The 12,068-nt window shown below is 34.2% G+C and carries 12 protein-coding genes; 2 read left to right on the plus strand and 10 right to left on the minus strand.

Going from position 1 to position 12,068, the window contains the following annotated elements:
• Positions 1–2 precede the first annotated feature (2 nt).
• On the minus strand, positions 3–1,541 hold the full coding sequence (gene gntK / locus AABL52_RS15975) for a gluconokinase (protein ID WP_341517916.1): 1,539 nt from the start codon (positions 1,539–1,541) through the stop codon (positions 3–5).
• Between the two features lie 513 nt (positions 1,542–2,054).
• On the opposite strand from gntK, the gene AABL52_RS15980 reads away from it, so the two are divergent.
• Together AABL52_RS15980 and AABL52_RS15985 are read left to right on the plus strand one after the other, a co-directional pair.
• Positions 2,055–2,957 carry an ABC transporter permease subunit gene (locus AABL52_RS15980; RefSeq protein ID WP_341517917.1) on the plus strand — a complete coding sequence of 301 codons (903 nt, stop codon included), beginning with the start codon at positions 2,055–2,057 and terminating at the stop codon, positions 2,955–2,957.
• Entirely contained in the window at positions 2,954–3,973 is a 1,020-nt protein-coding gene (locus tag AABL52_RS15985) for an ABC transporter permease subunit (RefSeq protein ID WP_141524397.1), read from the plus strand. The genes AABL52_RS15980 and AABL52_RS15985 overlap by 4 nt, the downstream gene beginning before the upstream one ends.
• Before the next feature lie 130 nt (positions 3,974–4,103).
• On the opposite strand, the gene adhP is transcribed toward AABL52_RS15985, so the two are convergent.
• From adhP to AABL52_RS16030, 9 genes are all read right to left on the minus strand, one after another.
• On the minus strand, positions 4,104–5,141 hold the full coding sequence (gene adhP / locus AABL52_RS15990) for an alcohol dehydrogenase AdhP (protein WP_063262781.1): 1,038 nt from the start codon (positions 5,139–5,141) through the stop codon (positions 4,104–4,106).
• 360 nt (positions 5,142–5,501) lie between these two features.
• A complete protein-coding gene (locus AABL52_RS15995; RefSeq protein WP_073518470.1) occupies positions 5,502–6,356 on the minus strand; it encodes a MurR/RpiR family transcriptional regulator in 855 nt (284 codons plus the stop codon).
• A 192-nt stretch (positions 6,357–6,548) separates the two neighbouring features.
• On the minus strand, positions 6,549–7,196 hold the full coding sequence (locus tag AABL52_RS16000; protein WP_000694652.1) for a response regulator: 648 nt from the start codon (positions 7,194–7,196) through the stop codon (positions 6,549–6,551).
• A gap of 14 nt (positions 7,197–7,210) precedes the next feature.
• Positions 7,211–8,308, minus strand: coding sequence for a sensor histidine kinase (locus AABL52_RS16005; protein WP_341519731.1), 1,098 nt, complete (start codon positions 8,306–8,308; stop codon positions 7,211–7,213).
• Positions 8,309–8,486: 178 nt separating this feature from the next.
• Positions 8,487–9,380 carry a mechanosensitive ion channel family protein gene (locus tag AABL52_RS16010; RefSeq protein WP_000055438.1) on the minus strand — a complete coding sequence of 298 codons (894 nt, stop codon included), beginning with the start codon at positions 9,378–9,380 and terminating at the stop codon, positions 8,487–8,489.
• Positions 9,381–9,676: 296 nt separating this feature from the next.
• Positions 9,677–10,225: a cysteine hydrolase family protein gene (locus AABL52_RS16015; protein WP_341517918.1), complete on the minus strand. Its 549-nt coding sequence runs from the start codon at positions 10,223–10,225 to the stop codon at positions 9,677–9,679.
• Positions 10,226–10,339: 114 nt separating this feature from the next.
• On the minus strand, positions 10,340–10,594 hold the full coding sequence (locus AABL52_RS16020; RefSeq protein WP_341517919.1) for a hypothetical protein: 255 nt from the start codon (positions 10,592–10,594) through the stop codon (positions 10,340–10,342).
• Between the two features lie 65 nt (positions 10,595–10,659).
• Positions 10,660–11,148, minus strand: coding sequence for a hypothetical protein (locus AABL52_RS16025; protein WP_000713501.1), 489 nt, complete (start codon positions 11,146–11,148; stop codon positions 10,660–10,662).
• Positions 11,149–11,407: 259 nt separating this feature from the next.
• On the minus strand, positions 11,408–12,055 hold the full coding sequence (locus AABL52_RS16030) for a nitroreductase family protein (protein ID WP_001105300.1): 648 nt from the start codon (positions 12,053–12,055) through the stop codon (positions 11,408–11,410).
• Between the last annotated feature and the right edge of the window lie 13 nt (positions 12,056–12,068).

Here is a 12,068-nt window from a genome sequence, read left to right on the forward strand (position 1 = left end):
CCCTATTGTTTACGTTGGAAAGCAGCTATACAATCAAATTCTTCTTTCAAGCGATTGTAAAGTCGTTCATACATATAAAACATTTCTAAATATATAGCCGTATTTTCTTTATTCGGTACATGGTGATGTACAATATCAATCCAATCCTTTACCTCTTCAAGAGAATCAATTTTTCCTACAGCATATAAAGCAACTGCCGCTGCCCCAAGCGCAGATGCTTCATGACTTTCAGGAACAAGCAATTCTTTTCCCATCATATCGGATAGCATTTGTCTCCAAAATGCAGATTTCGCAAACCCTCCTGAAACGCGTATTTCAGTAAGTGGCCCTGTACAATCCCTAATTGCGAGTGCAACAGAATATACGCTCATACAAACACCTTCCATGACTGCTCGTATAAAATGTTCTCGTTTATGCTGAAGATTAATTCCAAAGAATGTACCACGCGCATTTGCATTCCAGTAAGGTGCACGTTCTCCAGAAAGAAACGGTAAAAATAGCAATCCACCTGCTCCAGCTGGTACACTTTCCGCATACTTAATTAATAAATCATATGGATCAATGCCAAGCTTCCTTGCAACTTCTTGTTCTGGGCTACCAAATTCATCACGTAACCATCTCAATAATATTCCGCCGTTATTCGTTGGTCCGCCGATCACCCAGTGCTCGTCTGTTAATGCATAACAAAATGTTCTTCCTTTTTCATCTGTATTAACACTTGATGAAATTGTTCGAACCGCACCACTTGTTCCAATCGTAATTGCAGCCGATCCAGCCGATATTGCCCCAACGCCTACATTCGCAAGAACACCATCACTTGCACCAATAACAACTGGAGTATCTTCACGAATGCCCATTCTTTGTGCTAATTCAGGTTTCATCCCCGATAAAATATATGTAGTTGGCACAGGTGTTGATAATTGTTCTGGTGACATATGTAACATCGTTAAAACATCTTCATCCCAGTTTAATGTTTCTAAATTAAATAACCCAGTAGCAGATGCTATCGAATAATCCACTACGTAACGTGAGAATAATTGATACAAAACATACTCTTTAATGGAAATAAACTTATAAGCACTCGCGTATAATTCTGGCTCTTCCTCTTTCATCCACAATAATTTACAAAGCGGCGACATCGGATGAATTGGTGTACCCGTTCGTCTATAAATGTCATGCCCATTCATATGTTGTAATAATTTTTCTGATTGCTTCGTACTTCGATTATCTGCCCAAATGATAGAACGCGTTAATGGCGCACCATTTTCATCTACTGCAATTAATGCGTGCATCGCTGTACTAATACCGATTGAAGAAATATCTTCTGGTAACACGTTACCTTTTCCGATGGCAACGCTTACAGTTTTATATACAGCAGCACATATTACATCAGGATCTTGCTCAGCCCACCCGACTTTCGGTTGAATAATTGGATAATCAACTGCATGTGATGCAACGACTTTTCCTTTTTCTGTGAACACAACCGTTTTTGTACTTGTGGTACCGATATCAATCCCGATAACTCTCCCCCTTGTTTCCATGCGAATCTTCCCTTCGTTTCTAGCAAAATACGATCTAGTAAACCGTTTACATGAATTAGTATATAAAATATTTTTTCTTTAATCAAGTTTTAAAAAGAAAATTTTTTTCATCCAAAAAAATAAATCCCCTCATTCCATTTCACTTACATACTAAATTTAGATTTTCCCCGCAATAAATTTGCTTTATATTCGTTACGCAACACACTCTTTTTCTTTCATTAACAACGCATATATATTCCTTCCATACGTTCTATTCATTTGCATGAAAAAGTAGTTGTACAGCAACTACCTCTGCAATGGAAATTTTTTTGCACTTTGCTCGCTTTTATTGTATTAAGTTCACTCGTCTTTTTATCTTAATAGTCTTAGAGCGTGGATCCTACTATCACTTTATTAACTTGTAAATATATGTTCCATAATATAAAATCTAATAGTATTTATATTTTTCAGAAAAATAAAACAATATATTAGACTTTATTGTATAATGTTGTAAAAAGATGTCGGAGGGATTTAATGTTACATAAAATATCTCAATTCACAATTAAGCTTTCATCCATTCTTTTATCACTGTTACTATTATTAAATTTACCTTATTTATTTATCACTCAACAAGGATTTACCTTTCAACCAATTTATTTTTTTGACCAGATCGTTACTATGTTAAAACAGGTTTTCTCCCCTGAATCATTGTTGGTTATAGGTTCAGACCCAAAGTATGGTCATTTAAAAACAACACCATTATTTCCAACTGTTTTAGAACCTTATCTATATTCATTTACTATATTATTTTTAGCCTTTTTGCTTGCGCTCTTTATCTCATCTAGCATGGCATTTTTTTATTTTTTAGCAAAAGATTATATAAAAAAATGGATAAACCGAACTGTGTTCATATTAGAAGCTGTCCCTGATATGATGATGATGATTTGTTTGCAAATATTTTTCATATGGGTACTTCAGAAATTCGGAGAAGCTCCTTTCACCATTATTTCCTATAATGAAAATCGAGCTTATTTACTCCCTATTTTATCTTTATCTGTTTTACCTACATTACAAATGTTTCGAATGATGGTGTTATACATAAAAGAAGAACATGGAAAACATTACGTAGAGGTTGCATATGGCAAAGGCCTTTCATCAAGTTATATACTTTGTATTCATTTATTCAAAAATATATCTATCCACTTCTTCCACCATTTAAAAACGATTTTTGTTTTCTTACTGTCTAACTTATTCGTTTTAGAATTCGTTTTTAATATGCAAGGCATTATTCAATTTTTATTTAAAAAGGCGTTTATTTCACCTCCAGCTGCATTTATCATACTTATCATGATTATTTTACCGTTTTACGCCATTTTTCAAATAATCTCTTTCATGATGAATAGGTGGCAAAAGCAATTGAAAGGAGCAGCTTTATGAAATCTATTTGGAAATCAAAACGCTTTTTAATCGGCTTTACTTATTTATTCATACTTGTTTCAGCTAGTTTTATTTATAGTTGGTTCTTTAAAGATACCATCCCAAAAACTCCCCAGTTACTTTACAATGAAAATAACGAATTGCTTGGAAAGGCTCCCTTTCCACCATCATTAATACCGCCTTTTGGATCGGATCGTTTTGGAGAGTCTGTTTTCTTACAAATTATAGAAGGAGCAAAATTTACCATTTTATTAGCCGTGGCAATTAGCTTCTTTCGAATTTTATTCGGAACATGTATAGGAATCCTCTTAAGTTTATATGCTCCAAAATTCAAGAGATTTTTCCAGTCATGCTCAGAAGTTTTTTATTACATTCCTACTTTATTTATCGCATTTATACTCATCACGCCCGTTAATATTGTAATCGTATCAAATGCTGATAGATTAGATCCAAATATTTCATTTGCGTTTTATCAAGTACTCGTACTTATTTTCGTCGCTCTGCCTACACTTTCTTTATATATATCCTCAGAGGTTGATGAATTTATGAAACAAGATTACATTTTAAGTTCCCAATTGCTAGGGGCTAGCCGTTTTCATATCATCAAAAAACACTTACGAGTCTTGTTACTTGATCGCTTATTTGTGTTATTCATGGAACATATTGTCCAAGCGCTCATACTCGTTATCCATTTAGCGTTGCTTGATATTATAATTGGCGGGATCCAAATGCGGGAACTCTATGATGGAGCGCTCAAACCTGTTTCTCTATCTAATGATTGGGCTGGCCTTATTGGATTAAATCGTTATGAAATGAATCTTTCGTGGTGGATTATTTTTTATTCTCTCGCTTCATTCTTTATTACGATTCTCTTTATTAAGCTTATGACAATCGGGATTCAAGATGCACTGAAAGCAAGAGATTCGCAAGTTGTAGCAATTCAAACCGTTCCAGATCATAAGAAATTTGTTAAAAGTAAAGATTCTTTTTCGTTTGCAGATAAAGTGAACTTTTGATCATCTCTCATGAATCGGTATTGATATAAAAAGAGCTGGTCCCTGTTGGATGCAGGGATCAGCTCTTTTCTGGCGTCTAATTTTTTTACATGTCTTTAGCTAGACTCATACTTTTTATATTTAATGTGAATTATTTACAATCACAATTATGCTGTTTAAAATCGATTACCATACGTCCTTGAATTCTACCTTGTTCCATTTCTTCGAATACATTTTGTACTTTATCTAGAGAACAAGTTTGAACAACCGGCACTACTTTTCCTTCTGCACCGAACATGAACGCCTCCTCTAAGTCCTTACGAGTACCAACTAGAGAACCAACTACTTCAATTCCATCTAGTACAAGTCGCGGAATGTTTAAATCCATAGTTTCTACTGGTAAACCTACTGCAACGACTTTACCACAAGCACGTACTGCATCAACTGCTGAATTAAATGCTACTTTAGAAACGGCTGTTACTACAGCAGCATAAGCACCACCAAACTCATCTTGAACAATTTTATCAGCAGGACCTTGAGAAATTGGATTGATAGTCATATCAGCGCCAACCTCTTTTGCTAAGGCTAATTTATCGTCATTAATATCTACTGCAATTACCTTTGCACCAAATACGTTTTTAGCATATTGGATAGCTAGGTTACCTAATCCACCACAACCATAGATGACGATAGGTTGACCAGGTTTAATATCTGATACTTTTATTGCTTTATATGTAGTTACGCCCGCACATGTAATTGATGATGCTTGAGCAGGATCTAATCCTTCTGGTACTTTCACCGCATAATCAGCTGTAACAATACATTGTTCCGCCATACCACCATCTACTGAATAACCAGCATTCTTAACTTCACGGCAAAATGTTTCTCTACCAGTTACACAATATTCACAACGTCCACAAGATTGGAACATCCATGCAATACTTACACGATCACCTATCTTTAGTGAAGTAACATCATCAGCAAGTTTCGTAACAATACCTACACCCTCATGACCAAGGATACGGCCATCTGTGTTTCCAAAATCATGATTTGCAACGTGTAAATCAGTATGACAAACTCCACAATACTCTACATCTACTAACGCTTCACCTGAGTGTAACGGACGTAATTCCTTTTCAATAACTTCAATGTTTGCTTTACTATTTTTATTAACTACTACTGCTTTCATATGTGATCTCCCCTTTAGTGTTTTAGAATTTTAATGAGTACATCTCAAAACTTCTGTCTTCACTGATTTGGCTCATCATTATGCCAAATTTAAATGTTCAATCATCATTACACGTTCATCATAACATGGAATTTTAAAAGCTTATTGTTAAATATTGAACAATATTTGAATTATTAACCAAATGTTTTCTTACTATATTTAAAGGAAAACTGAATTTCCATCCATATATCGTTTATTAAAATTCTAGGTGCGAAGTATACGACTCAATTAAGAAAGATTCTTAAAATAGAGAATTATAATCATCAGATTTTCGCAAAAGAATATTGACCAATATAAAAAGCCCTTCAACTGAAGGACTTTTTATATTCGTTTCATCGAAATTGTTTCACGTATACTTTGTAAATTTTGCAACGTTTCTTCTTGGCGTTGTAATGATAATCCAACGTATAAAGTATCTAACAAACTTAACTGTGCTAATCTTGATGAACTGGCTTCTGTGCGGAATTCCGTCTCACGTGTTGAAGTATATAACGTAATATCAGCAAGTTGACTTAATGCTGATTTCTGATAGCTCGTAATTGCAATAATGCGAGCTCCCCTTGCTTTTGCTACTTCTAACGCTTCCAGTAACCCTTTATTGCTACCAGAATGAGAAATTGCAATGACCACTGCTTCTTTAGTTAGTAAACCCGCACCCATAATTTGAAAATGTGAATCTGTATGAGCAATACAAGAAATACCTGTTCTCATAAATTTATGATATGCATCCATCGCAATAATACCGGAACCACCATTTCCATAAAACTCAATACGGCTTGTATCTTGCAATACTTTTACAGCTTGCTCTAGTGCTGTATCGTTTAGCAAATGTAATGTATCTTGCAGTCCTGTAATATGCGAATGAAAAACTTTTTTAGCAACAGTTACCATGCTATCTTCCGCCGATACTTCTTCATGAATATTTTGCATTGGAGTATGTACAATTTCACGAGCTAATGTAATCTTTAAATCTTGAAACCCTTGAAAACCAAGATGCTTACATAAGCGAAATATCGTAGCTTCGGAGCTATTCGTAACTTCAGCTAATTCTGTAATAGATTTATGTACAACATCTTGTGGATGTTTCAATATATGTTCAGCAATACTTCGCAATTTCGGTGATAAACCGTTTAACGAAGCCTGAATCTTTCCAAGCCCACTTCTTGTACCTGGCATAACATATCTTCCCCTTCCATCGTAGCTTTATTGTACCTAATTATCGAAAGAAGAAAAACCTTTATTTGGCACTACTATAAATTGAAGTTTTAATTAGCGAGCGCATTGTACATCTTCCAATGATTATTATCCCGAAAATAGCGGGATAAATTTTAAAGGCTCCTATGTATTCTGTCGCAACATAGTACATAATTATTCAAATTTATTATTCCCTCCATGCTTCACCGCATATAATGCAGCTTGCGTACGATCATCTACTTCCAGCTTAGCTAAAACATTTGAAACATGTGTTTTTACAGTTTGTTCTGTAATATGAAGTTCTGCTGCAATTTCCTTATTGCTTCTCCCTTTCGCAATTTCACGAAGTACTTCTTGCTCTCTTTTCGTTAACATGGAAAAAGGGTTTTCTTTTTCTTTCTTAATTGCTGACCGTCCTAATAGTGCCGGGGTTACTTTCGGATGAAAATTCGTATTTCCTTCATGTACTGCAATGATAGAAGCGACAAGTTGCTCAGGCTGTACTTCTTTTAATTGATAACCATCCGCTCCAGCTTCTAGTGCTGGTAAAACATAATCTTGCTCTGAAAAGCTACTTAATATAAGTATCTTTATTGTGTCATCATATTGTTTTATCCGTTTTGTTGCTTCAATACCATCCATCTTCGGCATTGATAGATCCATTAATACTACATCCGGCCTTTCCGTTCGGACGAATGTTAATGCCTCTTCACCATTTTCTGCTTCCCCAACAATTTCAAATTCTTCTCTCGTTTTCAAAAAGAATACAAGTCCTCTTCGAACAATATGATGATCCTCAACTAAAAGTAATTTAATCTTCAACCTTCTTCTCCCCTTCAAACCGGCAATTGAATTTCAATTTTCGTACCCTTTTTCAGTTCCGTTTTTATTTGAAACGATCCCCTCATTAACTGAATACGTTCCTTCATACTTTTTAAGCCGAGCGCTGTCTCTCTTACGTGATCTTGTATAAATCCTATTCCGTTATCCTCTATATAAAAATATAACTGGTTATTTTCTATTTTTAGAAGAACATTTACCTTTTCACATGAAGCATGTTTTTTACAATTATGTATTGCTTCTTGACTAATACGCCATAAAACTTCTTCTATTTCATCCCCAATTGAAACCATTCCATCAATTCGAACTTCCACATGAATCCCTAACAACTTTCCGTAATTTTTAATTGCTTCTGCTAAACCTTTCTCTAATCCTTCCGGTCTTAATTGCCAAATCAATAGTGTCATTTCTTGTAATGCTTCCTGTGATAATTCTCCAATATAACTTAAAATCTCTTGCAAATCTCTATCTTGCGTCATATTTAGAGTACCTTTTGCTGTTAGCATAATAGAAAATAACAATTGTTTTACTGAATCATGTAAATCACGAGCTAATCGATTTCTTTCAGCTACCACTACATATTTACGTTCTTTCTCCACTAACTGAATACGTTGTATTGTCGTTCCTATTTGAAATGCAATTGATTCTAATAATGCTAATTCTTCCTCTGAAAAATGTGTTTTTTGGGGCGAGGCCACATTTAATAAACCAAACTTCTCCGCCCCAGACCTAAGAGGAATTGTCGCATGATGCGTAACATCTTCTGTCTCTCCCCAATTACATTCAATCGCATCCTCTATCCGCTTACATTCAATAATATTTGTTGCTTTTTCTAATCTCCCATTCACAAAACGCTCTACACACCAGCAGTCTCCTTCACACATTGGCTTCTTTTCTTGCCACGTAAGAGCTGGCGGTAAGTTTTCATCTACAAGCATACGGTGCTTTCCACTTTCATCGATAAAGAATATCCACCCTGTTTGTAAATTCATAACTTGTAACAATGTATGTAACACTTTTTCTAACATGTCTTGTAAGTCTGTTGCTTCATTTAATAATTCTGCAATTGCTTTTAATGCTTCTAAACGATGCATCTCTTTTTCTTCAAAGTTCATTTTCATCACCAACTACCATTATAACATTAAGAAATTTCTAAATTCTACAAATTAAAAAGAGCCAATTTCCTTTGGCTCTTTCTTTATCTCAATCATTTTATTATTATTTTTCTATCCAATGTTAGATGCAGAATTTTTGTTAACAAACTGTTCTACTTTAACTATCCGATAAAGATTGTCCAACACGGGCATGCTGTAAGCTTTCAGTAGTAACGACCATATTTGCTGCTGGCATCTGCACTTGATTCTTATGGAACATAGACATTAATTCAAATCTTACTTGTCTAGAAGTTTCAAAATAATCTTCTGGCTTTATTAAACCTGTAATACAAAATTCATATCCAACGTATTTAAGATTCGGGTTTAAATCTGTAACACCAACATATTTAAACGGCTCAACAGCTTCATCCTCTACTTTATAAAGACTTGGAGCCAATTTTTCATTACAATTCACACAAACTTCTTCCAACAATTCCTTAACTCTTGTAGGATCTTCCTGATAACTTACCGTAATCCGTTCAATTACGCGCATCCATCCTTTATTAAAATTTTGTATTGTCCTAATCTCTCCATGTGGTATAGTTAGGAGTTTTCCTGACCATTCACGAATTTGCATAAAACGAATACTAATTTCCTCAATTGTTCCTGAATTTGTTCCGTTAAAAGTAACAAAATCGCCAACACGAAACTCTTTGTCCGCTAATCGCGCAAAGCCTAATATAACATCTTTTAGCATCTGTTGTGCAGCAAAGCCGATAACAACTCCCGCTATCCCTGCACCTGCAATGATACTTTTTATATCTACAAATTGGCTAATTAAATATATGATTAGACTGATGATAATGATATATCTAAAAATAGATCGAATCACACTTTGAATCGTTTGTTCTACCTCTTCATCAAAAAAGCTTGATTTCCTAAAAAACCAATCAATAATACGGTTGATTACAAATGAGATAATGATTAGAACTAAAGCAAATAGTAAAAATCTTAAAAGTAAAAACTCTCTTACATAATTAAAAAATTCTTCAGTATACGTTAATAAACTCATCCATCCACACCCTTAACTAATGAAAATTTCATGAAAAACTAATTTATTGTCATAACTTTTGATTTCTTTAAAACTTGTTACACTTTCTTCTATAAATATACCCTTTTTCATCACCTAAAGGGAGCTGACGATTGAAATTTTATTAAATGAATTTATTTTAAGACCTCAATACTTCCCTAAACAAAAAGGGGAATATTAACACAACGCCGAATTGTTCAGTTAAAAATATTTTGACTCGCGGAGGTTACTAACAATGGGCTATAACGTAAAAAGAGACCTTTTTAAAGGCCTCTTTTTCACTTTACTTCTGCATGTAAGCATGACTTGAAATGTCCAAGTGCAAATTCATGTCCTTGTGCATTAAAAGATGCAACCGCCTTTTCATAAACCACAATTTTGAATCCTTTATTATAAGCGTCTACTGCTGTGTGAAGAACGCAAATATCCGTACAAACACCAACAAGATGAACTTCTTCTATTCCTCTTTCTCTTAACTTCATCTCTAAGTCTGTTCCTGCAAATGCACTATATCGTGTTTTGTCCATGTAATATACATTCTCAGCACTTTTATATGTTTCGTATACATCTTGCAATTCACCAAACAAATCTCTTCCATTTGTACCAGCGATGTTGTGAGGCGGGAATAACTTTGATTCTGGATGATATACATCGTCTTCCTCATGTTTATCGATCGCAAAGACAACATAATCTCCATTTTCAATATATTGCTTCGTTATATGTACAATTCCCTTCTCAATTTCTTGCCCTGGTTTCCCGCATGTTAAAGCACCTTTTTCAGCTACAAAATCATATGTATAATCAATATTAATAAGCGCTCGTTTCATAACTACTATCTCCCCTTCTTCTGTTTCACAGTAAACAATAGAAAATTTGTTATTACGACATCGTATGTACTATTCGACATTTCAAATGAAATACCTACATTTTTCTTTTAAAACTTACCTTAATCCGAGTTTATCATATAATGGATAAACTATGATAAAACAAATAGCTCCTATTAACAAGTCATGAATTTGATAATTAAACGTAATATGAATCACCTCTTGTATAGTAAACCAAATTACTGACAGTATTATACTAATCAAGACGATATGAATACATGGATTCACACCTTCAACCTCTTTCTCTGCAATAGTAATAACAAGTGAGTTCTTCCTATGTAATCGTATTAGAAAACGAAACAAGTGATTCACTATTTCATCCTCTGATTCAAACAAAAAAGTACATCACTTTTTGAGTAATGTACTTTTTATTCTTATTAAGATGCAGGTTTTGTTTCAAATGTTGCTTGATTAAAACTAATAACCTTTCCTTTCGGGTCATTGTTTTCATACTGAACTGCAGTAATCGTATGACTACCTGTCTCAAACATCTTTTCTTTTAATTGTACTGTTGTCTGTGTTGTACTAGTGACTTGATATTTATCTGCATATACTTGATCTACAAATACAAATGTTTCTTTATCGTTTTGAAAATTAGAAAGCTCTAATTCAACATGTTGAATTAAAGTATCCTTTTTGATGAATACAGCCGGTATATTACCATTCTCAGACGTGCCATTTGGTGTAATAACTTTTACTTTTCCTTCTCCAATTGGCACTGCTCCCTCAGGAAATAAAACTATATTCTCATTACTAGCGTTTACAACTTTTTCTTCCTGCTTTGATTGTGTACCCTCTTTTTCCTGTGGAGTACCGCAACCAACTAGTAACAATACAGACAATCCAGTGATTATGAATTTTTTCAAAATTCATCCCCCCTGTCATTTCATTATAATTTATTATACAAAAATAACTTTTAATTTTTAAAACTACTTTCAACACTTTCATGAACAAATAGAATATTGCTCACGATTAATGTATCATACTTTCCTTAATAGAACATTAATTTTTTTTATGAAATAAATAGTAATTCCCTCTTATCTATCATTTTAGCCCAACAGATTAATTACATACCCGTCCAAAATAAAAAGACATTGTTCATACAATGTCTTTTTATTTTGAGCTTTAAAAAACAAATGTTGTAATCTCATCTACTTCTTTTCTTGGAAGTTTCTTCGGCTTATCTTTCGGGAAACCGAGTGAAATAACCATATTTATTTGTTTTTCAGGCTCAATTTGTAAATATTGTCGTAGTTCATCTTGAGCTAACAATACCGGTCCTGTCATCGGACAAGTACCGAGCCCCTTCGCATGTGCAGCTAACATTAAATTTTGTGCTGCTAAACAGCTACTCTTAATCCCTTCTTCTTCCCAAACTGAATCTGGAACAAAAGCAATTGGATCAAATATCTTTTCTCGAAATTTTGATTCATATGGTGTTGCCAAACACACGATTAATACTGGCGCCTCCGAAAAAGCTGTTGCATATGGTCCGAAAGAACGTGTAAGTAATTTCCCTGCTTTCTCTTCTCCGTTTTCTGCCGCTTTTGCCGCAAGTTTATGTAATGCATCCCATGTCATTTGTTCAATTTCTTTAATTTTCTCTCGGTTCATAATGACCAAGAACTCCCACGTTTGTGAGTTCGTATCACTCGGTGCATAACGAGCACAATCAATAATTTCTTTTATATCACTAGTGGATACTTCTTGTTCTGTGAACTTCCTAACACTTCGTCTACCGTGAATTACTTCTTTAAAATCTTCATAATTCATACATTAAATCCCC

This window comes from Bacillus paramobilis (genome assembly GCF_038096195.1).
In the GTDB taxonomy this organism is placed as follows: Bacteria; Bacillota; Bacilli; order Bacillales; family Bacillaceae_G; genus Bacillus_A; species Bacillus_A mobilis.

Excerpts from the sequence above, each read along its gene's own strand:
- AABL52_RS15980 (WP_341517917.1), top strand. The coding sequence starts at position 2,055 with ATGTTACATAAAATATCTCAATTCACAATTAAGCTTTCATCCATTCTT.
- gntK (WP_341517916.1), bottom strand. The coding sequence starts at position 1,541 with ATGGAAACAAGGGGGAGAGTTATCGGGATTGATATCGGTACCACAAGT.
- adhP (WP_063262781.1), bottom strand. The coding sequence starts at position 5,141 with ATGAAAGCAGTAGTAGTTAATAAAAATAGTAAAGCAAACATTGAAGTT.
- AABL52_RS16010 (WP_000055438.1), bottom strand. The coding sequence starts at position 9,380 with ATGAGTTTATTAACGTATACTGAAGAATTTTTTAATTATGTAAGAGAG.
- AABL52_RS15985 (WP_141524397.1), top strand. The coding sequence starts at position 2,954 with ATGAAATCTATTTGGAAATCAAAACGCTTTTTAATCGGCTTTACTTAT.
- AABL52_RS16030 (WP_001105300.1), bottom strand. The coding sequence starts at position 12,055 with ATGAATTATGAAGATTTTAAAGAAGTAATTCACGGTAGACGAAGTGTT.
- AABL52_RS16015 (WP_341517918.1), bottom strand. The coding sequence starts at position 10,225 with ATGAAACGAGCGCTTATTAATATTGATTATACATATGATTTTGTAGCT.
- AABL52_RS15995 (WP_073518470.1), bottom strand. The coding sequence starts at position 6,356 with ATGCCAGGTACAAGAAGTGGGCTTGGAAAGATTCAGGCTTCGTTAAAC.
- AABL52_RS16005 (WP_341519731.1), bottom strand. The coding sequence starts at position 8,308 with ATGCATCGTTTAGAAGCATTAAAAGCAATTGCAGAATTATTAAATGAA.